This window comes from Ferdinandcohnia sp. SAFN-114 (genome assembly GCF_059415045.1).
In genome coordinates this window covers 1-25,177 of sequence record NZ_JBPFDQ010000078.1, presented here as the reverse complement: position 1 = coordinate 25,177, position 25,177 = coordinate 1, and the positions used below count along the sequence as shown (strand labels likewise).

Here is a 25,177-nt window from a genome sequence, read left to right as displayed (position 1 = left end):
TTAAACTTTTTTATGAAGGCTACCAAGCGAAAGCGCGGTAGAAAAATCTGTGTCTATTTTCTTGACATAGTATCATTACCATCATCTTCAATTTCAATAAAAACATGATTCCCTGCGTGATAGGCTTTTAATAGAAGTTGCCCTTCTGGTTTCTTGCCAATTTCTGTTCTTCGTTCTGGTAGTTCTATTCCATGGTCAATGGAATTACGAAGAAGGTGAACAAGAGGATCACCGATTTCATCCACCACAGTACGATCTAATTCTGTATCTGCCCCACTAATCTCCAAAAAGATATTTTTATGTAGGTCTTTTGATAATTCTCTCACCATACGTGGAAAACGATTAAATACTTGCTCAACAGGTACCATTCTCATCGCTAACATCATTTGTTGCATATCCTGCGAGATTCTTGATAAATGCTTGACTGCATTATCCAATTCATCATTTTTTACCTTGACTGAAAGGTCTTCAATTAGCCCCCTTTCAATGACAAGCTCTTCAAACAAATTCATCAAACGGTCAATACGCTCGATGTTGACACGAATGGTTTTAGAAGACAGTTTTGATTTTCTATCCTCTTTTTTTGTAATGGGTTCTTCAACTTCAACAGCATGCTGCATCATAGTTTCTTTCGTATTTTTTGTATCAACTAGGGATATTTCCACTTTTTCAATTTCAGAAACCTTCAGGAGACTGTTTTGAATATTGTTTTTTGATTCTTTTGACAAGAAAATGACTGAAAACGTTTGTTCAAATTCCTCATCTTCTAATTCCTCTACGGTAGGAACTGACTTAATGACTTCACCCATTTGACCGAGAATATCAAATACCATAAAAATCCGTGCAGCTTTTAACAAACAGCTTTCAGATAGGTGAACTGTAATTCCATAGGCGTAGTAACCTTGTTCTTTAGATTGAGATACAACAGATAATTGATACTGATCTAGGACTATCTTTGAGTAAGGTTGTAACTCCTTTTTTCTTTTTGTGTAGTCTAAAGAATCACAATCCCCCTTTTCCATTATTTCTAATCTTGAAATTAGTTCGGTTACATCTTTTTTTCCTTCTCTTCCTTCACTTATCTCGTTCACCATTTCTTCTAATGCGTTCAAAGCTTCAAATAGTGTATCGATAACCTCTATTTTCACATCAAAACTTTCGTTTCGTAATTTATCCAGTACATTTTCCATCTGATGGGTTAAAGACGCTATGTCTTGAAATCCCATTGTTGCAGACATACCTTTTAATGTATGAGCGGAACGGAAAATTTCATTAATAATCTTACGTTCATGTGGATCTTTTTCTAATAAAAGAAGATTGTCATTCACTGATTGTAAATGTTCCCGACTTTCATCAAGGAACAATTCTAAGTATTCACCCGTATCCATGAATCTCACCCTTTTTCTAGTTGTCTAGTACTAAATAAATGGCCATATCACCCATATCAGGATAGGAAAGGGTTACTCCAATTGCCTTTTCAAATCCTAACAAAGCTGTATCACCTTTCATAATTGTAGGAGAGGTAATATCAGTAAGTACACCATCCTCTGCGAGGTTTGTTGCCATTCCCCCAGCAATCATATTCCCTAATTCACCCGCAAACGATGATAGCATTTCACCTTCTAAAGCCATACCATACATGGTTTCACCGATAGACCCAAAGAGAGAATCATTCCCTTTAAGAACAAATTTTCCTTTTACGTCGCCTGTAAATCCAATAAGGACACCAAATGATATTTGCAATGATTGTTCTAATAAAAATGGTTTACCTAGCCCATAATCGAAAGGAACAACGGTTTTTATTGCCCCAAGCGTTCCGTTTAATAATTCCAAAACCGTTTTATTTCTTTGTTTAACGTCTACTGCCAACTTCCAACATCCCTTTCATTGAATACCTTAGTTATAAAATAAAAAAGTAGAGTGATAGATTGTGCTACCACTCTACTGGTAGAAAATTAGGATTAAATTTTAAATTTAGAGACAATTCCCTGTAACTCCTGAGCTAATTGGCTTAATGATTCTGATGATGCCGTAATTTCTTCAATAGATGCCAATTGTTCTTGTGAAGAAGCCGCAACACTTTGTGACTCCCTTGAAGCCGATTCCGCTATATGTGCTAACTGCTCAACAGATGCTGCTACTTGCTGAGTATTTGCTGAAATCTGTTCAGATGTAGCTGACACCTCTTGAATTTGTACATTTACAAGTTCAATCGCATTTATAATTTGCCCAAAAGCTTCTCCTGTTTGGTGAATCACTTCTTTACCTACAACAACTTCTTGTGTACTTTTTTCCATATCATCGTTCACCACTTGTGTATCCCTTTGAATTTCTTGAACGATGTGGACAATTTGATCTGCTGAAGTTTTGGATTGTTCCGCCAATTTTCGTACTTCATCTGCGACAACAGCAAATCCTCTACCATGTTCACCAGCTCGTGCGGCTTCAATTGCTGCATTTAATGCAAGTAGATTGGTTTGGTCAGCAATACCTGTAATTACCTCTATAATTTGACCAATCTCTTTGGAGCGATCATTTAATTGTTTAAGCGCAACTGAAGTGTTTTGTGCACCAGTTTCAATGGTGTTCATTTGCTGAATCGCTTTTTGAATAAATTCATTTCCTTGTTCAGACAAGGTACTAGCTTCCTGGGTGGAGTCTTTTACAGTGGAAGAAGATTCCGCAATTCGTTGAATTCCTATCGAGATTTCCTCCATAGCTTGAGCACTTTCTTGCGAGCTAGTCACTTGGGTTTCAGAACCACTTGCTACCTCTTGAATGGAAGATGCAATTTGATTCGTTGCTTCTGTTGCTTGAGCTGATGTTGCATGTAACTCCTCGGATGCTGCTGCCACTTGTTCTGCATCTTGGCTAATTTGATGAATAACACTTCTGAGGTTTGATGCCATATCGTTAAAGGCATGCGCTAAATCTCCAATTTCATCATTTGTTTTTACATGTATTTTTTCTTGGGTTAAGTCTCCTTCAGCAAACTTCCCGGCAACTATCGCCATACTTCTAACAGGTTTAGAAATTGACCTAGTTATAAAATAAGCAATTCCTAATCCAACCAAAACAGCCAAAATACCAATGATTAACATTACATGTTGAGTGTCTTTTACCGTTTTAAGAGCGTCAAATCTGGTGTCATTAAGTGTTTTGGTTTGGAGATCTATCATTTCATCTGTTTTTTTCTCAAAGTTTGCTAATATCGGTGGTCCCTCAGTTGAGGCAATTTCTAAATAACGATCATCATTTTTCTTTTTAAGATCCATCGTTTTTATAGCCAACGCTATATATTGGTCCACATATTGGTTCATTTCATTTATTAACTTTTTATCCTCAGTACGATGTAACTCGGATTCTAATTCCTTACTTAGTTTCTGATATTCCAAAACTGATTTATCAAACATATTTACAGATTGGTCATCTTTATATAACAAATACCCACGATTCGATAATTGAATATTCTTAGAAACAATAATCATGTTTTGGACTTTATTTATTTTTTGAACACGATCATTCAACAAATCTTCATAAGTATTTTTAGTCTTAGAGATCCCTACAAATGAGGCGGTTGCCATAATCAATAAAAGCACTAGAACTACACCAAACCCTAAGAAAAGTTTTTTTCCAACAGTTACTTTCAATAACTTCATTACCTTTCCATCTCTTTTCTAGTTAATAAACCTGTGATTTTTAATAATTCCATTCTTACCTATATTTGTATCAAAATTGATGTATCTTCATTATGAATCTTTTGCAGGACTCTGTCTTTTGTCATTAGTTGTATTTTTTGATTGCCTTTCCTCCACCAGCAAATCGATTCTCTCCATTTCCTTTTTATCCTCCAGAATCCTTTTTCGATTTTTTTCAACAAGTTTTTGAAAATTTTCTCCTTTTTTTAACAATATCGACCTCTCCTACTATTTTAAGATTTATATAATAGGCTAAGATTTAGAAAGGTAATACCCTTGACAAAACCCGCACCTAAAGTTACTGGTACTTCAAAGATCATTGTTTGTTTCAATTCCTTCAATAATTACTTTGTATTTGTTCTAGCGAAAAATTGTAAAAACAATTAAGTCATTTTTTGTTTTCTATTTGATTTAGGTAGTAACATAGGAAAGTACCTTTATAACTTTAAATGGTTAGGCTCCAGTTTCAATAAATTGATAAAAGAGATTCCCATTTTTGGCCCAAATTATGAAATTTAACTTGGTAATCTCGTTTTTTAAGAATCTTACTCGCGCTTTTTAACAGACTCGTATCTTCTATTTTTTAGGAAACTACAATTTAAAAAACAGTATGTTTGTTGCCTAAGATTAGGAAGGAATAGATTTAATTAAAATTAAAAAATACATGGTTTTATGTATGCAGAATCATAGATGGATAATTATAAACAAATAGCATTCCGTCCTTAGTTGAGAGTCACTAGAAAAATAATTATTAAAGCTAATGTTTATGAAGCTTAATCAGATTGGTATAGGCGATATTCTACTTTAGCTTTTTTAATAATTGATTCAGGATTTCCTTCTACTCAACAAAAAGGAAATTCTGTTCCTATCTTTTTCTTTATTTATGTCCGATACAACTTTCTAAAATCAATCTATCTTAATAGGGATATTATGTTGGCCTCGTATATCATTATTCTCAAATATTTCCCAATCTTTGTTTAAATAGTAGTATTTTTCTTCATCGCCGGTTTCTAAGTTTCCAGCAATGAAGAATATTTCATTTTTGGGCATGTTTGTTACCGCTAAAATAGCCCCTGTTTGGGTGTTTTTAATAAGAGTACTTATTGTTATTGCCTCCCTAAAGGCTTCACAGCGTTCGCTAATCTCCTTATAGGCGTTTACCTTAATTTCTAATTCTTTCACTTTCTCTAAATAAATTGTTCCCATATATTTCCTCCTAATAGTTAAAACCTTAACATTTTTGAATTAAAACTTAATTTACTAACCTAGAAATTTAAATTTCTAATCATACTGAAATAGCTCCTTGAAGATATCAATGAAAAATGACTTATTAATCGCTTGCTTTACCGAAGTATGTCTATTTTACGGGAGATTCAACAGAATTCAGAAACATAAGACCCCAATACTAATATCCTCGATTACTCATAAAATTTCCTATTCTTTTATTTCCCTAAAGATTTATAAGCGAAATTAATTAGAATAAAGTTACATTTTATTTAATAGAGGTTGAAAAATTTTTATTATTTAACTATTCTCTAGTTTTTTACAATAGTTTCGTTAATTACGGGTATATAAGATTAATAAAAAAGTTTATATCAAGGTTGATAAAATAATATATAGCTCAATATTTTTCAATCTAAACCACTGTTAAGCTTTTTGGTCTTCCTAATACAAAACCTTGGCCGTATTTGACCCCGATGGCCTTTGCCATTGCTAAATCCACCTCGGTTTCGATCCCTTCCAATACTAAATTAATTTCATAATTATTAGTGTAATGGATAATACTCTTAATAAATTCCTGTTTTTTCAAATCCTTATACAAGTTATTGGAAAAATATTTATCCAATTTAATAAAGTCTGGGTCCAACTCGATTATATGTTTTACATTAGAGTTTCCTTTTCCAACATCATCAATGGCAAATAAAAATCCCTCGGATCTTAATTGATTGATATTGTTTTTTAAACTTGAAAAATCAGTAATTACTTCCATTTCACTTATTTCAAAGATAACTTGTGTATTAAAATGGGTATTCTCGGCGATTGTTTTTCTAATAAATGGTAGGAAGTTTCTATTTGTAAGGGTAGATGGATATACATTTAAAAATAAATAACCGTCCTTTTTGGTAAACCCTGCAGAATAGTAGGTCAATGCCGCTTTACGGATAGAACGTGAATCTAATTCATAGAGCTGTTTTTCTATTTTCGCTAGTTTGAAAGTATCGTCAATATTTTCGAAATATGACGTTCTAAGAAGACCTTCAAACCCTATCCTTGTCCATGTTTGGATATCAAAGATGGGTTGAAAACTGTGTGAAAATAGTTCATGCTGAACAAAATTATTAAACATTTTGTAACCCCCTTTCAATCTTGAAAATAAAAGACGGCTCCACCGAAATAAAACGGGAGTCATCTTTTCTTGGCCTATTCTTTAACCTGACTACCGTGGTAGTTTTCAATAGATTCGACCTAGTCGTAAAGTAAGAATCGAATACTTTTTATAATCTATGGTGAGACTAATGTACTAGACACTAGACAATAATAGTTTGATAATAAAATATTGTCTAATTATATTCAGCCACAAATTTATCATCTTCAAACACCTTTACAGTACTTTCATACATCATTTTTGATTACTCAATCAAATATTCTATAAAAATATAAAAACTCAGCAATTTTTGCTGAGTTTTAAATAGATGCTTTATATTTTTGTAAAATATGAAATTTGCTTTTGGTCATTTTAGCCTTTTCTTTATAGTTTTTGAAGTAAACAAAATACATATTCCCTACTGCTTCTATTCTATCTAGTAAGTCCATGTTAATTATATTTGAGCGATGTGATGTCAGAAAACGTTGGTCTAATATGTTTTCAAGATTAGATAACGACTCGTAAGTTTCGTATTGCCCCTTAGTAGTGTGTATGACAGATTTACGATCGTTTTTTTCAATAAAAATGATCTCGCTCATCGGGATAAAGATATAACAGCTATTATACTTAATCATAAGGTCTTTCTTAGTATTAAGATCTTCTGAATTAATCTTTTTCACCCTTTCAAGTGATTCAAGTAATCTAGGAAATTCGATTGGTTTCATGATATAATCTGCTGCATTAATATTAAATGCTTCAATTGCATATTCATCATTACCAGTAATAAAAATAACATGTAAATTTGGAATTACTTCCTTACACGATTTAATAGCTTCCATCCCATTTAAAAAAGGTAAACCTATATCAACTAATGCTACATCTGGTTTCTCTCTTATAACCATTTTAATTAATTCTTCTCCATTAGTGGCTTCGGCCACAATTTTATAATCAGTAAACCTCTCGATTAACTTCTTTACAAGTTTTCTGGAAGATAAGTCGTCTTCCGCTATTAACAATCGCACTTACTACTCCCCCTAATAACTAATTAGACTAGTATTTTAGGATACTATACAATGTAGCTAAAAGTTCCTGAACATCAATCGGTTTGGTTAAATACTTAATAAACCCTTTTTCTAATGCATATTTCCTTTCATCCTTCATGGCATTTGCACTTATTGCTACCACAGGAATATTCTTTGTTTTATCATTTTGCCGTATTCTTTTTAATACTTCATACCCATCTATATCAGGTAAATTCATATCTAGTAAGATAATATCGGGATTACGTTCGATTATATTGATTAACCTTAGACCTTCCATCCCATTATTTGCAGATAACAACGATAATGAAGGTTCTCCATAAATAATTTTTTCTATTAATCGACGATTCGAGGCATTATCCTCAATATAAAAAATTTGAAACGCATTTGGAAGTTTTTTATATGAAACTTTATTATTTGTTTCATTAGGCTCCTGTAGTTCTTTAATTGATTGATTGGAAATAGGTAGACAAAACCAAAATTCATTTCCTTCAATTTCTCTACTACTTACCCCTATTTTACCACCCATTAATTTTATGAGCTGTTCTGTTATAGAAAGTCCAATTCCTGTACCTTCTTCCGTAGTATGAAGGCGAATAAACGGATCAAATATTCTTTTTTGCATCTCTAACGGAATACCTAACCCATTATTGTTTATTTTAAAAATAACGTAGTCTTTTTCTAAATAACAACTAATAAAGACTTTTCCATTTGGCCTATTATACTTAATTGCGTTATCAAGCAGATTCAAAAATACTTGTTTTAAACGAATGGAATCCCCTTCAATTGCTATCGTTTTAAATCGACTCGTTTGGTTAATGATAGTAACGTTTTTTTTGTTTGCCAATGGTTGAAGTAATTTAATACAATCTTCCAAAACGCTATCGTAATAAATTTCTTCTGTATTCACTTTTAAATTTCCAGTCTCAATTCTAGATAAATCCAAAATGTCATTTATTAGTTTTAACAAATGCCTTCCGGCTTTTAATATTTCTTGAATGGAATCTTGATGGTTTTCATCTAATCCTTCTTCTAAGTTGAGAAGTTGAGCAAATCCTAGAATTCCGTTCAATGGTGTTCTTAACTCATGACTCATTTTTGATAAAAAATCGGATTTAGCCTTATTTGCTTTTTCGGCTTCTTCTTTAGATTTCTTTATAGCAAGCTCCAACATCTTGTGTTCGGTAATATCAATTAGTTCGAAGATATCCCCGTTAAATTTCCCACGAATAAATAAAGGTAAGTAGTGACATTCTAGAATCTTATTATTCACTGTTTCCAGTTCAATTACTGAGTATTGCTTGGTTGCCCTAATAGAATTAAGAAAGCTTAAAAATACGTCTGGTTTTTTAAATAGATAATGTAAATTTGGTGCATAGGTCCCAACATACTGATTGGAATCTCCATCTAAACATAACATTTTAAGCATTGATCTGTTGATTGCAGTTATTTTTCTTTGTAAATCAGTAACAACCACCCCACTCTTTAACGTATTAAGTAGTAATTTTTGGTACTCATGTGCTTCAAATAATTTAATCTCTTGTTCCTTCTGGAATGTAATATCTTTAAAAGATACAAGAGTACCTTTTCCATATTCCAAAGGATAGTTAAGTGGTTTTGAATTTACAGAGTACCAGCTCACAACACCATTTTCATGCTCTTTCCCCATAATAAAGTTGTTAAAGGAAACTCCCAATTCCTGTGTAACAATTCCTGGCAATTCGAAAAAAGATAAAGTTGTTCCATCCTCTTTTAAAAATTTTAAACCCATGCATAGTAATGTACTTTCATTATAATATCCAGACTTCATACCGAACTGTAATTCTACATTTTGATTTAACGCAGTGACTTTAACATTATTATTCTGGTTGCATTTCTCTACAAGAAAAATCCCTTCTGACATTGTTTCAAGTACTGTTCGAGATAAATTTTCGATTTGTTGAGCTTCTTCTTCGAGAACTTTTCTATCCGAAATATTGATACTGGTACCAACTACCTCAATTACGTCTCCTTGCTGAAACACAGGCCTTAGTGTACAAATATAGCTAAAACCAGCTATAAAACTCTCGAAAACACAATGTTCCCCGTCCCATGATTTTTTATAATATTCCAATTTCTCAGCTGCATAGTCTTCCGGGTAAAAATCAAACAACGATTTACCTACTATATCCCTGGGCTCAAAACCTAATTTATATAACAATTCTCCATCACAAAATGTGTGGATAAAACAATTGTCTTTTTTTATAAATTTGTAAACCATACCTGTATCTGAAAAAGTTTGTTTTATTTCTCTAGAGTATTTACCCACTTTAAATTCTCCTGTTTTATAAAAGTTACTTAAAATTATAAAAATATAACATTATAACGAGTGTTTACATTATAAGTAACACACATTCCTATGTCCATAATTAGATTATGGAATTATACCGGTTATTTTAGTTATAATACATCAAACTAGGGCTAGGACAATCAATGTCGATAAGAGGAAACTATTTTTAGGTACATTTATTAGACACAACTTCCAAGTATTGTATATTAGAACGAGAAATTCTCCTCATAATCATCCTTTTTCTGCTTTTTAATTATATTATCCAAGTCAAATCCTACTTTTCTTATTGAACTAACCAGCACAGTTAGCCATCCGTGAATCGCAAAAATCAGCTCTTCACCACAGAGAATGAAAATATCCTAAGATGTATATAATGGTTCAATCTATAAATCAATGAATAATAGCTCTCTTTTTTTACGAATTAGGAGGGTCCTCTTTGATGTTGTCTCTTTTTGTAATTAGAGATGTTTATTTTCATGGTAGTTGAAGAAGTTACTTCTGTGTCCTTTTTATTTTATGAACAACATTCCCATTTGTACATCCACTTTCAATGTCCTGGTGATCCTCTAGGTTCTGATACAACGGAAAGTATTTTTAAAGAACCGCTTTTTATTTTTTCATTCTTCACAACAACCACCAACCACTACTCTTTGATAAAACAATAAAATCCTATTATCCATTTTATTTTGTCTTTTTATGTAAAAACTATTGGAATTTTGTCGAAACTTAGTATAATAGTACTGTAGAACTAGTCTAAAAGTCGTAATGTTTAATATCAGATAAAGGCAAACTTATCGAAAGGTAAGGACGCAAAGCTAAGGGCCTAAAGGAGTAATGCTATGGTAGCCTAGCTGCCATGAGGAAACAGTTCAAGAGAACCTGTATTTTCTTCAGGTTCTCTTTTTATCGTGAAAATAAAGGAGGTGATCAAATATGTCAATTAAAAGGAAATATACGGGAAAAATATTTCATCATTTTCAGCCTGTATTTCAACCTAACTGATAAAAAACATTTGGATTTGAAGCTCTTCTTAGAACGAGAGATAATACCAGTCCAGAAAATATCTTTCAAAACGCAAAAATAAATAGATTGCTTTATGAGTTAGACTTATTATCAATCGAAAAGGCGATAGTAACATATTCATTTGACTGGTTATACAATAGAAGAAGGCAAACTTTTTCTTAATATTTTACCTTCCACAATTCTACATGATACATTTTTAGAATTCATTATGACCATCGTTAGAAATTATCTTTTTAAACAAGAATCTATTCTAGAAATTTCGGAATCTGAAATTGTGGAACAATATAAAACCTTTAGGGAGAGGATTTATCTTTTAAAAGAACTAGGATTCAGAATCGTAATTGATGATTATGGAAAAGGATATCCTGATATCAAGAACGTTATGGAACTAGAGCCCCCTTATTTAAAATTAGACCGTTATTTTTCTAAAACCTTGCATTAGTAATAAACAAGAACTTATTTCTTTTACTAAAAATTTTTTTATGAAAAGTAAGGGAGCAATATTATTTTAGAAGGTATAGAAAGAAAAACTGATCTAGAAACAGCTTCCAATTTGGGAGTACAGTACGCATAAGGATATCTATTAAGTAAACCTATTAAATTAAATACTAAAACACTACAATATTGAATTAGGATAGCGTTCCTGTCTCTGATCAATATTAATATAAAATATGTGAAATTGGTGTAAGGCAGAGTCCCTGCTTCTTGCTAATAACACGTTTGGTCCTTGTTAGCCAGACAAAGGGTTGAAGGTGTTTTTTATTTTGTTTAAATTACCATATAATTCTCAATTTAAAACGCTATATAGGAGAATTCTAAAATGCAAAAATTTGTCATTATCCAAGTGGACAAGGAGATTTTGCTTTACCTATTCATGGAGTTCTTTCAATAGATAAAGCAATTATGACTACTATACTTCAAACAAGCCCCTGAGTACATGAGGGCAATAGTGAAAAACGTGAAGAGGTCGTCCCCGCTATTGATATGAAACAGTTATTGTTTAGCAATTAATCCATTCTATCAGAAACTTCAAAGTTTATCTTGGTTAAGACACATGATATACATATTGGTCTATTAGTTAATCATTCTAAGGAGATTTTAGAGCTTTCAAATGATGATATTGTCCCATTTAATGATATGGAAACCTCAAAAACTCTTTAGAAAGAATAATTAAACTGATGAACAATTGATACCAATTATTAATATAACGAGATTGTTCAATCAATTATCAAGTCTAAAAATTATTAGGGAACAAGTAGAGAAATTATTTTAGAGTACAGAAAAATAAAACATTGGAGTGTAAATGATGAAAGTTTTTACAAATTTAAAGTTAGGTACAAAAATCAATATACTTGTTATAGCTATTATTCTTTCTTTGTCGGCAATTGTTGGTGTAGTTGTTAACTATCAAATCACAAAAGGTATTGAGGAATTTGCGACCGAAAAAGCAAACGGGGACCTTAATCTATCCTTCAGATATCTAAATAGCATATACCCAGGTGAATGGGAGTTAAAAGGCGATAAACTTTATAAAGGTTCAACTCTCATGAATGATAATTACGAAATTGTTGATGTAATTGGTGAAGACACAGGTGATACAGTAACAATTTTCTTAGAAGATACTCGATTAACTACCAATGTTATATCTAATAATGAACGTGCTGTTGGAACAAAAGCATCAAAAGAAGTGGTAGAATCAGTTTTAAAAAACGGGGAAAATTACTATGGAGAGGCTAATGTAGCAGGCAAACTATATCAAACTGCTTATATGCCTTTATTAGATAAAAATGAAAATCCTATAGGGATGTTATATGTAGGTGCTCCGCAATCTATTATTGAAAAGATCTTAAAAAGTTTCCTAGTAACTTTCCTAATCATTCTCGCTGTAGTAATTGCCCTTTCAACGTTAGTAGTTATACTATTTTCACTAAGAATTAAGAAAAGGTTACATTCCGTTTCAAATGCTCTTGAATTAGCAGGTAATGGCGATTTTACAGCTGAAATTACGGATAACTCAGGTGATGAATTAGGAGACCTATCTAAGAGTTACAACCTCATGACTAAGAACCTTAAAAAAATGATGAATGAGGTCATAATAGCTTCAGAACAAGTAGCTTCTTCCTCTGAGGAATTAACTGCTAGTAGTGAACAAACCAGTAAAGCAACAGAAACAATTACAGAATCTATTCAGCAAGTTGCAAGTGGAGCAGAACATTCAACCGCAAGTGTACAAGAGAGTGCGAGTTCATTAGATGAAGTAGCAACACAGGTCCAATCAATTGCTGAAAATGCATCTTTCATTTCAGAAGTTAGTTCTCAAGCTACTCAAAAAGCAAAAGAAGGCGGGGATTTTGTAGATAAAACCGTGAAACAAATTAATTCTATCAGCCTGTCTGTAACTGAAAGTGGAGCAGTACTTAAATCATTAGATAAGCGTTCCAAAGAAATTGGTGATATATCTGGCGTAATTTCCGAAATAGCAGAACAAACGAATTTATTAGCGCTTAATGCAGCCATTGAAGCAGCAAGAGCAGGAGAACACGGAAAAGGATTTGCCGTGGTTGCAGATGAAGTAAGAAAATTAGCGGAACAATCAAGACAATCTTCTTCACAAATTTCTAAGCTAATCTCTGATATTCAACAAGATATGATTCAGTCAAATAAATCAATTGAACAAGTAACATACGATGTTAAAGATGGTTTAGATATTGTTCAACAAACAGAAGAAAATTTTAATGAGATCCTTACTTATATGGAGAAGTTAGCTCACCAAATTAATGACATGGCAGCCACAACAGAAGAAGTAACAGCAAGTATTCAAGAAGTATCAAGTACTGTAACTGAAATTTCTCATGTTTCTAATGAAACATCTATGCACTCACAAAATGTCGCGGCTTCAGCAGAAGAACAACTTGCATCTATGGAGGAAATATCAGCGTCTGCAAATGCTCTCTCAAACCTTGCGGAAGAGCTCCAGAATACGGTTAGTAGATTTAAAGTTTAATCCTAGAAAGGTACTTTGAAAAAATCATTTAAAGGCATTGCGAATTTGAACTGCCCCCTGTCAAATAGATAGTGGAAATAATAAAAAGGATTTAAGCGGCTTAGCTCTATATTCCATAGGGCTAAGGTCGTTTAATCGTTTTTGATATCTATTGTGATTATAAAAGTTATTGCCTTCTTCATTCGTACAAGGGAAAACCTTATCCAAACTTCTATCCAACAAACCACAATCAATGAGGGATTGATCAATAGATTGTAGGAATGTAGAAATACCCTTCCTAATCACTTCCTCCATCCGATTGTGTTCTTTTTCAGTTAATACTCTTGGATAAACAAATTTCATTACTCTAACTTCGCCCTCTTTAGAAACATTCCTTTCTGATTATGTAAAATGGATGTACTCATTTATCGCAGTAGTAACTTCTCAAATGCCTTATATTTATGCAAATAATATTTCTCACATTTCAGTGTTCAAAAAAAATAGATTCCATTGGTCCATTATCAATACAGCGACTAACTCGTGACATACTTTGTGTCATTTTCGCGATCTTTCTTTCGTTTAAATCCTTTAGATGTGTAATGGAACCCACGTCACTATGGATTAGTGGATGTTCCCCAGCTAATAATAGTACTGTAGCTTGATCAAGCGTCTTGAATACAAGTTGATTATTATCGGAATGTCCTAAAAAATATAGCTTAAAATTGATCCATAAAGATCACGAATCGCACTTAAATAGGACTTTTTTAACTGGCATAACTTAAATTCTGTAACATCCGAAACCTATTTTTCATTTAGTTTTTCCGCGGAAGCACCTGGATAACTTAAGTACATTTCTTCACAAGCTTTATTTAGGATGAAAATCAATAGTTTTTGCATCATTTTGTCATGAACCTAATACTTCTACAAGTTTTAATACTAATAGTCTTCCTTTAAACATCAATTGGAAGATTAATTTTTTCCTCATTAGTAATACAATTTCTCCTTTTCATTGATCAATCATAATAAACTTTTTCCCTTTAATTTAGGAAGGAAAAAAGCAATTAGGGTAATAATTTAATTCTAATTGCCTCTAGTATTAGACTAAGGACATTGGCGCGCCTGAAACTTATCCTTTTATTGCCACTCCAACTGAGTTATTATTTAACCTTTGTTCTGCTTGATCTAAGATACCATGAATTTGATTTTCATAATAAAGTACCTCACTCCATGAAACAGAATCAAACATTTGTTGTTTCAATTGCCCAATCTGAATACCTTCTTCTTCCGTTAGAAATGCTTTGAGTTTCATTTCATAGGATCCTCTCTTTCATTTGAATAATATGTATTCCTTCCCAAAACGGAGGGAAGAATAGACCTACTATAACCGTTTGTTAATTCGGTCTAAACTTTCACTCTTCTGTTTCTCAGTAGTTAGTTCGAGTTGTAAAAGTACATTTTCAACACTCATACCTGCTAAATTTGAAATACCAATCAACGTTCTCATTTCTCTGGGTTAGGCACTAAGTAGGTAACAGCAAAAATTGCCGCTGCTCCTCCAATTAAGAAGTCACTTAAGAATCCTAAATAAATCCCACGAGGTTTAACTCTCATTTTTGGAAATACCAATACCTTTCCATTTCTCACCAAATGAGAAATAACTCCAGTGATACCTCCTACTAATCCTGCTGTTAAAAACGTTATTAACATAGACAAACATCCCCTTTCGCAAATTTAAAGTAGTTTCAAACAAAAAAAGCGAACCTTGGGACGATTGATAACACACCAGTAGTCTAAAAAAGACATACTTTTTGTGTGATAACACATCGAACCAAAGTTCGCTATTGTTTATTAAGTCACCGCTAACCTACATCAAAGGTTGCCAAAAAAACTAAAATAAAATCTTTATGACTAAATTACATCGTGAATTAATATTGAAATAAACCATTAATTACTCAAAGTCAGGCTGTACTATATTAATTGGATCGATATCTGGTTTAGAACCAGCTAAAAAGGTTTTAGTGAAAGATGTAGTTCCACCAATACCTAGGACCGCAATAACTACTAATCAACTATTTTCTTTCTCATTTTAACGATTCAACTCCTCTTGATTTATTAATTCTTTATGATAATGAATTGCTGCATCTTTATACTTTCGATTTTGGAAGTAGTAATCTCCTGCTTTTTGATACAATCCTACTAATTCTTGTCTGTTTTGATTTTCTTCATAATAATTTATTACATTTTCTATTTTTTCAATAAAGGATTGCTTCTCTCCTATTTTGTATAATATCTCCGCATGTTGTAGCTCAAATCTATACATGTCAGATTCACTGTTTATATATTTTTGGGCTATTTTAGCTATTTCATTAGCTTTTTCTATATCATCTAGCAACAAATAACATTCTACAATCCCCAAATAAGAGCATAGTAAGTCTGGACTATTTGTCTCTTTTCGTAGAGCAATGGTTGTATAATAATATTCTATTGCTTCAAAATATTTTTCGGCTTTTTGAGCTATAAGACCTTTATTATGTACTATTCTTTGTTTAAGTGTTATTATTTCTTTCAACTCGGCAATTTCAAGAGATTTATCTAAATACTTATTAGCCTCTTCTAAATCACCTATTTCCCAATAAATTACCCCTATAAAATTGTACAATTCTCCAATTTTAATCCAATTATGATTTTCAATATGAAGCTCTAAAGACTTTTTTGCATGCTTTAAGGACTCATTATAACGTCTTAACTCATATGTAATTGCAGACATATTATAGAATGCATTTGGTCTAAAATTGTTACCTAATGGTAAAATTTCAATAAGCTTTTCAAAATATTTTAAGCTACTGATTAGATTTCTTTTATAATAGTTTGAAACCCCCCAAAAATATAAAAAAGCAAGTCTTCCATTAAACGGGACACGATCAATTTGATCTTCCTTAATGTAATGGCTTATACAGTTAACATTTAAGGATGTGGCCTTTTCGTACTCACCTATTTTATATAAATAAACACAATAGATTATCTTAAATAGAATTTCATGATACACAGCAGAATAACGGAATTTGTCTTTAGAATATTCTTTTATTAAATCTTTAGCTTTCATAAAATCGTTTGCTGCTAATAAATATAATTGTTCTAATTCCTCTCTTGCTTCTTGACTAGCTACAGAGTGGTTAAGCAGGTATTCTTTAGGTACTTTAAGTCTTTCGGCCAAACTTTTTAACATCTCTTTGTTTGGTTCAAACTTTCCCGCTTCAATATTACTTAAGTAGGGTACTGACATGATTCCTTCTGATAATTCTTTTAAAGTTAATCCTCTTTCTTTTCGTAGTAATTTGATTCTAGTTCCAATAAACATGTAATTTGCCCCTTGGTATACTCTATTTTCCTTTTTGTAAATAATAATTTACCATATACTTTCTATTTTGTAGTACTTTTTTCCTCTTTTTAAGTAAAGTTATCCAATAATAACAATAAAGCTATAGATATTGAAAAAAATAAAAAACACTCTACTTCAATCAGAGTGTTCGTTTCAACATGTTTATTTCTGTTCTAATCTATCTAATAAACCATGTATTTTATTTTCATAATATAGTACTTCTTTACTGCTGGTAGCGTCCTGTAGATGCACGATTAATTTTTCATATTCTTTCCTAATCTCTTTAGGCATAGCCATTTTTGGATTAGGGCTTTCTTTTTCTATCAGATCAAGTAGTTCATGTATTTGATTGGTGTATAGTTTCACTTCTTCAGGTGAAGTAGCTGCAAGCATATTTTCTTTAAGTTCCGTAAAAACTTTTCTCTGGTCCTCAGTGAATATCATAAAAATCGAGCACCTCCAGTCTTTTATTAAATATTATCACTTATTTGAAAGATTTAGAAGGAAATTTGCCTCTTTAAGCCCCTATATCCAAAGTGATTGCTTCAAAAATTTCGATCATTATTTTATCTAATAATATGTAGCTATAAAGAGAATGAATTGACTCATACCGATTTCGTTTTATCTTTAAAATGCATATATCCTCCATTTCCCATTTACTACTAGAAAATTTCTTTTTCATGGTTATTTTACAATCAAAAGATTCAAAAGATGATGGGGTAAATATACCTGAGATTATCATTACAGTCGTTTTTTTCGATTTATCAGTGTAATAAGATTGGAGCTGTGGGTTCACGATCATGAAAGGATACCTCATTTCATAGTAAGAGTATTACTACGTTATATGCTGGTTAACCGTGTTGTATGACTATAACCTAGATATAATTTTTTACCTAGTTAAAGAAGAAAATGTAACTTCTAGTGTTTATTCTGGGTAGTTTATTTTATGCGGGTAATATTTCGGTAAATACCTCGTAATACTAACAGCATTTGATATAAAAACTTGTATGTTTTAGAGTAATACCGTCGTAATTATTGGTACATATTTTAAAAATTTCCCGCATATCCGTGGTAATGGAAAACGATATACATCAGTTTACTGGTTTTCCATTGCAAAACTCTTACCTTACAATTTTAAATTTTATCTAAAATATTCTTCACCGCGTTTTTAGATGTTCCTCGTTGATATTCAATTAAGAAATCTACAAGGATTAGCTCTAATAAAGATTCCAATTGAAAGGTATGGGTTGGATATAAATTAGACAGGTCTGAAAGAACAACTTCCCCTCTTAATGCATCTCTTCTCTCCAATCTAATTCTCACATCGGATAAACCATCGGATTCTTCGTAAAATGTATCTTCTTTTTGGTGGATCTCCACTTTATTTTGATTCCTTACTTGTAATCTTTTATACAAAGCATCGAAATTATCCTCTTTTCTTACCACATTTAGAAAGTCGGAAAATAACACACTTCCTAAATCGGAAAGATGAAACTTCTTCTCTAATTCACCAATTATTGTAATATCCTCACACAATACATTTGCTCGGACAATGAGCTGAGTTGGTAATTGAATAGTTAGGTACACATGCTTGGTACTCAATAGAATATGTAGGGCTCTATCTAAGAAACTCTTATTCTCTAGTTTAGCCAATTCCTCTTGAATTAAATCGAGTCTGCTATATGTTCTTGGCATATTCATATTTGAATCCCCCTTTGTTCTTTAAGGATATTAATAAGAACTCGGTGCGCAGCCTTACGAACACTACAATTCCAGTTAACCGATAAATGAACAAGTTTCTCATAAAACGGTTGTTCCAACTTCACATGAACAAATTCATAGTCCTTTGAATAATATGTCCTCGGCGCAAATTGAATATAATCCTTTGATACACCTTCGGTTACTAATCTACTCGCATATTGAGTAATACTTAGTTTTTCACAAAACCCCAATATCCTCAGTGCCTTTTTTTGTTCTGATGAAACCGAAACCTTTATATCTGTCTTAGCGTCATTTCTTTTCTTTCTCTTCCTCTCATACTGTAAAATTACAGATTTTGAGAACATAGGATTCAGATTACCCATTCCTAACTCCCCCCTACAATCTAATCTGAATAACTCCCTCTTTGTTGCTTCGATAAACAGGCAAACTCTCACGCCTACTTTCCTTCTCAATAAGTCCTTTTATAAATTTTGAAAAATTTTCCTTGCTAGAAGCATATTCAAACAATCTCTGTTCATCAGGATTCGTTAGATTAAATTTTATGCTTTTGATTTTATTCATTTAAATTTACCCCTTTGTTTTCCCTTTACGATACATTCATATGAGAGCGAATCAGCTAATATTCCATAATTCAATCCTAAATTTTGGGCCTGTTTTCCGAACAAAAAAATAGACTTCCCTCAAAAAGAAGGAAGTCTATTTCATTTCAAAGAATATATATATTAATTAACCGAGTTTTCGGCCATCACGTATATCATCACGGATCTTGTCTGAATTAGATTTTTTAAAACACAACACAGTAAAAACCCCTTTCTATCGCTGCTTGTTAATCATTCTGTACGAATTTAGGAGGTTTTAAACCTATGACTATTGAGGAAAAAGTAACATATACCATAACTGTCAATAAGGAAGCTTCACAAGAAATCGAGCAATTGGTGAATTATCTCAACGTAGAATCTAAATATGAATATAATGAGGGAAATCTTACAACTGCAGAAGACATAATTAAAGCGGGTTTGTATAAGTACTTGACCATCTATAACGCAACAAAAGACATTAAATCTATAGCGGGTTATCTAGCCAATCCTGGAAGAGATTTTACTTTAAAAAATAGATTTGATGAGGTAAGAAAACAGAAGAAAATGTCTCAAGCTAATATTCAAAGAGAGACTGGTATTTCAAAATCAAATTTATCGGAGATCCTAAAAAATAATCATCAACCAAGCTTGGAGAATTTCTTAAAAATATGGTTTGTTTTAGGCTGTCCTCCGTTAGTAGAAGTATTGTATTTAGAAAAAAATAATCGATATATAAAAAGGGATAGTTAGCTTTTAAACTAACCATCCCCTATTTCATATCCGATTAAATAACTGTTTAAAGCTTAAACTTTTGAACGGCTTCTTGTAATTCTTCTGCCATGAAAGATAATGAAGCTGCCGTAGATGCTATTTCTTGCATTGAGGCTAATTGTTCTTCTGTTGCAGTAGAAACCTCTTGTCCCTGTCCAGTCGTCTTCCTAGCAATCTCATCTATTTCACTCACCGATTCCACCACTTGTTGTGCCCCTTGCGTCATTTGGGCAATCGACGCTGAGACTTCTTGTATTTGTGAGGTCACAATATCTACAAATTGTTGAATTTGCGTAAATGATTCTCCTGCATGGTTTACAACATTTATACCCTTTTCGGTTTCTTCTGTACCTTTAATCATTGAATCAACCGCTTGTTTTGTATCTTCTTGTATAGTGGATATTAGTTGGCGAATACTTTCCGTAGATTTTGCTGACTGTTCCGCTAACTTTCTGACTTCATCTGCTACAACAGCAAATCCTTTTCCATGTTCCCCTGCCCTAGCTGCTTCAATTGCCGCATTTAATGCTAAAAGATTCGTCTGACTCGCTATATCAGATATAACATTTACAATTTGATTAATTTCTTCTGAACGTTCACCTAATGAACTAATAATTTTTCCTAAGTTACTTACTGAAGAATTAATGTTTTGCATTTGCTGGATGGACTCATTTATTGCCTGTTCACCGTTCTCTACTATACTGAGTGCTTCAGTAAAAGTTCGAGAAACATTTTGAGCATTCACACCAATTTGTTGAATACTAATAGACATTTCCTTAACAATTTCTGTTGTTTGTCTTACCATTTCTGTCTGCTTATCGGTGCCAACCGCAACTTCTTGGATCGCATTTGCTACCTGTTCAGTCGCCTGGGTATTTTGTTCTGAGCTTGCAGTTAATTCCTCTGAGGATGCTGCTAATGTCTGTGATTTTTCATCTACATGTGCTAATAGTTCTCTCAATGATTCCAACATCTTATTAAAGCTTTTTCCTAATTGTCCTACTTCATCATTGTTTTTCACCTTTATTGAATGAGTAAGGTCCCCATTACTTACCTTTTCGGTAACATCCACCAATGTTGTTAAAGGTTTAGTGATACTTCTTACAATCAATATTGCTAGGACTAGACCTATAACAATGAAAATAATTACTACAATGAAGGTTGTAAGAAGGATTCCTTGAGTTGCTTCATCAATTTCACTTTGTTCCATTACACCTGCGATTTTCCAGCCAGTAAGTTCATTCGTAACAAAGGCAGTTTCATATTTATTACCTTGAAATTCATCAAAAAGAATTCCACTTTGCTTTTCATATATTAATTTGCTATAAGTTTCCCCTTGTGGTTCTGAACCGTTTTCTTGAGTTGGATCAACTAGATATTTTTTCTGTGCAGTAAGGATAAATGCATATCCATTTTCACCAATTTTTATACTATTAGTAATCTCTTGTAGAGATGCTAAGTTAATGTCTAAACCAATAACACCAGAACCATCATTTATCACTTGCGCTACGGTCACTAATATTTCTCCAGTAGCCAAATCCTCATATGGCTCAGTTATAATGGCATTCTCTTGGTTTTCAATAGCTTGTTTATACCAATCTCTCTGTCTTGGATCAAAATCCTCTGGAAGACTAGCTTGGGGATATAAATACATACCTCCATCTTTGGTACCTGAAAATATAGTCACTATGTCAGGATGAAGAAGTGAATATTGTTTAAATGTTTCAATTGTGTTTTGAATTTCCGACTCAGCGAAAGATTGAGCATTGAGCCTATTTACGAAATACTGAACATCTGCATACTTTGAAGATAGGTTTTCATTAATAAAATTATCTAAGAGAGCAACATTTTCTGTAGAATTATCTAACATCTGTTCTTTAATTTTCTTTTGTGCACTATTGTAAGACATAATGCCAATTGTTAAGCTTGGTAATAAGATAATTAAAATGAATGAAAAATATAGCTTTTTTGAGATTGTAAAATTCAATAAATTTAATCGTTTGAGTTTTCTCCTGTTGTCTTTCATTTTTTAAAATTCCTCTCTACTCTCTATTTTAAATTGGATACAAGTTGGGCTCTAACCAACTAGATAGTAACGTCTTGCTGGGCACACACAAAACCCAAGAATGCTTTTATCACCATTCTTGGGTTATAGATTTGGTAAAACGTTACCCACATTATATTATCGGTCAGTCCCTTGCTTTACTAAATGATGTAGAAAAATTTTAATATCATAAAAAGTAAAGTCAATTAGAGTGAATATAGCTGATGTAAAATACATCATTGCTCTATTTCTTTTGACTATTTCTTGTATGGCAAATTCACTTTCTAATTCTCTTGTAGCATGAAATATATGTTCTTTACTTCTGTGTCTCACCAATCCAAACTTTACTTTCATTCCTTCCTTAAATTTTGAAAAGTCCTTAGGAGATTTAATTAACATCAAATGTTCAAAATCGCCATCTTTAGTCGCTACATTTATATAAAGGGCTCTCTCTTGTTGATAGGACCATTTAATTTTCTTTAAAACAACAAATTCATGTACCCCATCAAAGAATAAACTTTTTTTATTGATCATTGAAAGATTTCTTTTAAACATACTTAGTACGAATTTTTGCTGGGCACTTAATGTTTTGTGTTTTCCTCTCTTTAACCAAATTCCAAACAATCCCCAAATTATCACTAATGGAACTATAACCCAACCCATGCCTACCTCCTATAAGGGCTAATTAATACGTAATCTTTTATACTTTTTCTGAATACTAATCTCTGAACGTTCTAATATACTCGCTACATCCCTCAAAGAATAACCACTCGACATCATCATTAAAAGGTCTTTTTCTTCTTTTACAGTCCAAATTTTATAGTTAATGTCCTTTTTAATCTTTCTCTCTGCTGCTACCCAATCAGGCTCTGGCAAAATAGTCTTTGGCTCAATCTTAGAGAAATCAACTTTTTCCCGATTTTTCTCTGCCCAGCTCCAAAAATCCTCTGGATGAATAAAGTAAAATTTCCTCGAAAACCTCGTAGCCTTGATTACACACTTTAAATCATGATTTAATGCCCATTGTCTTACTGTTTTCGGGTCCACCTTTAATAATTCTGCAAGCTGTTGAGTTGTTAAATATCCCGCTTGATTTCTTGTATGTGCAATTCCTAATCTTTTCATTTTGATTACTACTGCTTGTTCCGTACGTTCAAGTTTCTCTGCGATTGTCGGCACTTTCATATAACCAACATTCTCATATAAAAAGTCAATTTCTTCTTTTGTCCATTTTCTCCTTTTCATTTTCCATTCACTCTCCCTGAATTATTTCTAGTTGTGATGATCAAAGAGTAAACTTCGTTTTTTACTCGTTCATTGTTGTGTTAATTATTAAAATCCAGTTTATATTTCCTTTTATGATAAGCCATAAGCAATTTATCCAATTGGTGACTGATTTCAACAGTTTCTTTGCTACTTAATCCTTTTTTAAGTGCTATTTCTATCATTTGAATCCTTTTTTCCTCGATTTTATTTAAAAGTTCAATTAATCTCACATCAATTTTACCTTTCATTTCGCTGTACGTTCCTCCCAATTTTGTTAAGAAAATTTCTTGGTAACACATATACATAAATAAGCGAAACTATCTTTAATAGTAAAAAATAACTGATAAAAATTAGCAAAACTTCTACAACAAACATTAAATACGCATTTTTGATATAGGTAAGATAGTAAGGATTAAGATAAGGATCTATTAGCGGTTCAATTAATAATGCATACAATAAGATATATGTAATTAAAATTGTGAAATCAGTGTCTTTAATTGGCTTTTTCAAATTTATACTCACTCCCTTACCAATACTAAATTAATAACCAAATAATTCTTGAAGATTGCTGTCTTGAACAAACTCCATGATTGAGGTTATATCATCAAAATTAATTCCCAAATTACCCGTATATTCTTCCTTCTCAAGTGCATCTACAACCGACATATCGTAACCATACGCTGTAACATAATTAGGTATAGAATGAATATTTAACTTATTCTCCCGGGCCTTGTCTTCCAAGACTTTATATTCCGATATATACTTGTAATCATCAAATACATATGCAACCCTGCTATATCCGTTTTTGATAGATTCTGCAGCTACATTTTTTCCATTAGCAAAGACATGGAACAAGTACCTTCCGTACTTATCTGTTTTTGCCTTTTCATCTACTTCAACTTCTACATTCCCTTCGCTTAAAAGTTCCGCTGTAAATGCAGCACTTTCAACACCCCATAGTTGTTTTTTCGTAGTAGATTCCGGACTATCTATCCCCGGGATTCGCACCTTTAGATTATTCTTTTGATTAATATAAGAAGGTACCTTAGATGGATCTTGAAAATTTATAACCAGAGTATCACCATCAATTTTTTCCGTTACGATTACTGAAAAACGATTGTCACCAGTCTCTTTAGGGGGTTCGGCTGAATCTTCCACTTCCTTTATTGATGCAGGCGCCTGATAATCCATTTTCTCAATGGATGAACAAGCAACAATATTTATCATTAATAAAATTAATAAGATTGATTTAAAGCCTTGCATTTTTAACCTCCGATATTTCTAATTTCTCGTTGCTTTGCTTAGCAATAAAATTAAGACATTCCAGAACCGGATACCGAACCAAGCTATCTTTTTGAGCAAAAACAACTCCATGTTCTTGCATAACCTTCAACAATTCATTGATGCCTATTTCATTCCTATAAATACGATTGAAATTTTGTAAAACGATCCTCTTCCAATGATGTGAACTAGAGATAATAAATGCTTCTCCTTCGACTTGATGATTGATAATTAATTCGATTTTTTCATTTCGTTTTTTACTCAATAACTCATTTTCAAACGAAGTCATTTTTTCCCCTCCACGCAAAAAGGCCCACAATGAACTAACAGAACAAGATTTTATCCTTATCCGTTACACATTATGGGCTTTTCCCTTTAATCATTAAATTATTTATACATAAATACTAACATGAGGTTACGGAAAAACACAATACAAATAAGTATTTTGAATTTATTTTAAAAAATGGTATATTATAAATATAAGAACATAATATTAAAAAGAGAATCGGTTGTTCGAGCAACCAATTCTCAACATACAGTCTACTGCAAGAAGAGCAGTGGTCCTAAGTAAGCAAGAAAAAGCTCACCATCTAACGGACATTAGCAGGGTGAGCTATTTCTTTTACTATGTAAAATTAAAGACAAGTGAATGTGCCTTTTTATTATAATATTAGTAACTTGTCTTTAATGTCACACAT

26 protein-coding genes and 1 riboswitch are annotated in these 25,177 nt (G+C 32.3%); of the genes, 3 read left to right on the top strand and 23 right to left on the bottom strand.

All coding sequences use genetic code 11. The features are described from left to right. Nucleotides 1-53: 53 nt before the first annotated feature. The 8 genes from ACR65M_RS20680 to ACR65M_RS20645 form a co-directional block, all read right to left on the bottom strand. Nucleotides 54-1,388, bottom strand: a complete 1,335-nt coding sequence (locus tag ACR65M_RS20680) for an Hpt domain-containing protein (RefSeq protein WP_440274283.1) — start codon at nucleotides 1,386-1,388, stop codon at nucleotides 54-56. A 16-nt stretch (nucleotides 1,389-1,404) separates the two neighbouring features. Then, entirely contained in the window at nucleotides 1,405-1,869 is a 465-nt protein-coding gene (locus ACR65M_RS20675) for a chemotaxis protein CheX (protein WP_440274282.1), read from the bottom strand. A gap of 92 nt (nucleotides 1,870-1,961) precedes the next feature. Then, entirely contained in the window at nucleotides 1,962-3,659 is a 1,698-nt protein-coding gene (locus tag ACR65M_RS20670) for a methyl-accepting chemotaxis protein (RefSeq protein WP_440274281.1), read from the bottom strand. Nucleotides 3,660-3,749: 90 nt separating this feature from the next. Beyond that, nucleotides 3,750-3,911 carry an FbpB family small basic protein gene (locus ACR65M_RS20665; RefSeq protein ID WP_440274280.1) on the bottom strand — a complete coding sequence of 54 codons (162 nt, stop codon included), beginning with the start codon at nucleotides 3,909-3,911 and terminating at the stop codon, nucleotides 3,750-3,752. A gap of 693 nt (nucleotides 3,912-4,604) precedes the next feature. Then, nucleotides 4,605-4,904: a hypothetical protein gene (locus ACR65M_RS20660; protein WP_440274279.1), complete on the bottom strand. Its 300-nt coding sequence runs from the start codon at nucleotides 4,902-4,904 to the stop codon at nucleotides 4,605-4,607. 430 nt (nucleotides 4,905-5,334) lie between these two features. Continuing rightward, entirely contained in the window at nucleotides 5,335-6,045 is a 711-nt protein-coding gene (locus ACR65M_RS20655) for an EAL domain-containing protein (RefSeq protein ID WP_440274278.1), read from the bottom strand. A 338-nt stretch (nucleotides 6,046-6,383) separates the two neighbouring features. Further along, on the bottom strand, nucleotides 6,384-7,085 hold the full coding sequence (locus ACR65M_RS20650; protein ID WP_440274277.1) for a LytR/AlgR family response regulator transcription factor: 702 nt from the start codon (nucleotides 7,083-7,085) through the stop codon (nucleotides 6,384-6,386). A 28-nt stretch (nucleotides 7,086-7,113) separates the two neighbouring features. Then, entirely contained in the window at nucleotides 7,114-9,411 is a 2,298-nt protein-coding gene (locus ACR65M_RS20645) for an ATP-binding protein (RefSeq protein WP_440274276.1), read from the bottom strand. A 795-nt stretch (nucleotides 9,412-10,206) separates the two neighbouring features. Beyond that, a riboswitch (cyclic di-GMP riboswitch) is annotated at nucleotides 10,207-10,291 on the top strand. Between the two features lie 285 nt (nucleotides 10,292-10,576). Here ACR65M_RS20645 and ACR65M_RS20640 point away from each other — a divergent pair. Together ACR65M_RS20640 and ACR65M_RS20635 are read left to right on the top strand one after the other, a co-directional pair. After that, nucleotides 10,577-10,897 (top strand): EAL domain-containing protein, encoded by a 321-nt coding sequence (locus tag ACR65M_RS20640; RefSeq protein WP_440274275.1) that lies wholly within the window; start codon nucleotides 10,577-10,579, stop codon nucleotides 10,895-10,897. An 864-nt stretch (nucleotides 10,898-11,761) separates the two neighbouring features. After that, complete coding sequence (locus ACR65M_RS20635) at nucleotides 11,762-13,459, top strand: methyl-accepting chemotaxis protein (protein WP_440274274.1); 1,698 nt, start codon at nucleotides 11,762-11,764, stop codon at nucleotides 13,457-13,459. Between the two features lie 60 nt (nucleotides 13,460-13,519). On the opposite strand, the gene ACR65M_RS20630 is transcribed toward ACR65M_RS20635, so the two are convergent. The 9 genes from ACR65M_RS20630 to ACR65M_RS20590 all read right to left on the bottom strand — a co-directional run bounded on the left by ACR65M_RS20630 (nucleotide 13,520) and on the right by ACR65M_RS20590 (nucleotide 19,100). Beyond that, nucleotides 13,520-13,801: an IS3 family transposase gene (locus ACR65M_RS20630; RefSeq protein WP_440274273.1), complete on the bottom strand. Its 282-nt coding sequence runs from the start codon at nucleotides 13,799-13,801 to the stop codon at nucleotides 13,520-13,522. Between the two features lie 763 nt (nucleotides 13,802-14,564). Further along, on the bottom strand, nucleotides 14,565-14,747 hold the full coding sequence (locus tag ACR65M_RS20625; RefSeq protein ID WP_440274272.1) for a hypothetical protein: 183 nt from the start codon (nucleotides 14,745-14,747) through the stop codon (nucleotides 14,565-14,567). 191 nt (nucleotides 14,748-14,938) lie between these two features. Continuing rightward, on the bottom strand, nucleotides 14,939-15,145 hold the full coding sequence (locus tag ACR65M_RS20620) for a DUF4257 domain-containing protein (protein ID WP_440274271.1): 207 nt from the start codon (nucleotides 15,143-15,145) through the stop codon (nucleotides 14,939-14,941). Between the two features lie 379 nt (nucleotides 15,146-15,524). Beyond that, entirely contained in the window at nucleotides 15,525-16,796 is a 1,272-nt protein-coding gene (locus ACR65M_RS20615) for a tetratricopeptide repeat protein (protein WP_440274270.1), read from the bottom strand. A gap of 183 nt (nucleotides 16,797-16,979) precedes the next feature. After that, nucleotides 16,980-17,261: a hypothetical protein gene (locus ACR65M_RS20610; RefSeq protein WP_440274269.1), complete on the bottom strand. Its 282-nt coding sequence runs from the start codon at nucleotides 17,259-17,261 to the stop codon at nucleotides 16,980-16,982. 73 nt (nucleotides 17,262-17,334) lie between these two features. Next, entirely contained in the window at nucleotides 17,335-17,619 is a 285-nt protein-coding gene (locus tag ACR65M_RS20605; RefSeq protein ID WP_440274268.1) for a hypothetical protein, read from the bottom strand. Nucleotides 17,620-17,951: 332 nt separating this feature from the next. After that, nucleotides 17,952-18,518, bottom strand: coding sequence for a hypothetical protein (locus ACR65M_RS20600; RefSeq protein WP_440274267.1), 567 nt, complete (start codon nucleotides 18,516-18,518; stop codon nucleotides 17,952-17,954). Further along, nucleotides 18,515-18,901: a hypothetical protein gene (locus ACR65M_RS20595; protein ID WP_440274266.1), complete on the bottom strand. Its 387-nt coding sequence runs from the start codon at nucleotides 18,899-18,901 to the stop codon at nucleotides 18,515-18,517. The genes ACR65M_RS20600 and ACR65M_RS20595 overlap by 4 nt, the downstream gene beginning before the upstream one ends. 13 nt (nucleotides 18,902-18,914) lie before the next feature. Then, a complete protein-coding gene (locus ACR65M_RS20590; RefSeq protein WP_440274265.1) occupies nucleotides 18,915-19,100 on the bottom strand; it encodes a hypothetical protein in 186 nt (61 codons plus the stop codon). Nucleotides 19,101-19,402: 302 nt separating this feature from the next. Between ACR65M_RS20590 and ACR65M_RS20585 the strand changes: the two genes are divergently transcribed. After that, nucleotides 19,403-19,867, top strand: coding sequence for a helix-turn-helix domain-containing protein (locus tag ACR65M_RS20585; protein ID WP_440274264.1), 465 nt, complete (start codon nucleotides 19,403-19,405; stop codon nucleotides 19,865-19,867). Between the two features lie 46 nt (nucleotides 19,868-19,913). Here ACR65M_RS20585 and ACR65M_RS20580 read toward each other — a convergent pair whose 3' ends face one another. The 6 genes from ACR65M_RS20580 to ACR65M_RS20555 all read right to left on the bottom strand — a co-directional run bounded on the left by ACR65M_RS20580 (nucleotide 19,914) and on the right by ACR65M_RS20555 (nucleotide 24,768). Beyond that, on the bottom strand, nucleotides 19,914-21,914 hold the full coding sequence (locus tag ACR65M_RS20580) for a methyl-accepting chemotaxis protein (protein ID WP_440274263.1): 2,001 nt from the start codon (nucleotides 21,912-21,914) through the stop codon (nucleotides 19,914-19,916). A 156-nt stretch (nucleotides 21,915-22,070) separates the two neighbouring features. Beyond that, nucleotides 22,071-22,595 (bottom strand): hypothetical protein, encoded by a 525-nt coding sequence (locus ACR65M_RS20575; protein ID WP_440274262.1) that lies wholly within the window; start codon nucleotides 22,593-22,595, stop codon nucleotides 22,071-22,073. Nucleotides 22,596-22,613: 18 nt separating this feature from the next. After that, a complete protein-coding gene (locus ACR65M_RS20570) occupies nucleotides 22,614-23,177 on the bottom strand; it encodes a helix-turn-helix domain-containing protein (RefSeq protein WP_440274261.1) in 564 nt (187 codons plus the stop codon). Nucleotides 23,178-23,257: 80 nt separating this feature from the next. Continuing rightward, on the bottom strand, nucleotides 23,258-23,446 hold the full coding sequence (locus ACR65M_RS20565) for an aspartyl-phosphate phosphatase Spo0E family protein (RefSeq protein ID WP_440274260.1): 189 nt from the start codon (nucleotides 23,444-23,446) through the stop codon (nucleotides 23,258-23,260). A 292-nt stretch (nucleotides 23,447-23,738) separates the two neighbouring features. After that, nucleotides 23,739-24,461, bottom strand: a complete 723-nt coding sequence (locus tag ACR65M_RS20560; protein WP_440274259.1) for a thermonuclease family protein — start codon at nucleotides 24,459-24,461, stop codon at nucleotides 23,739-23,741. Continuing rightward, a complete protein-coding gene (locus ACR65M_RS20555) occupies nucleotides 24,448-24,768 on the bottom strand; it encodes a hypothetical protein (RefSeq protein ID WP_440274258.1) in 321 nt (106 codons plus the stop codon). The genes ACR65M_RS20560 and ACR65M_RS20555 overlap by 14 nt, the downstream gene beginning before the upstream one ends. Between the last annotated feature and the right edge of the window lie 409 nt (nucleotides 24,769-25,177).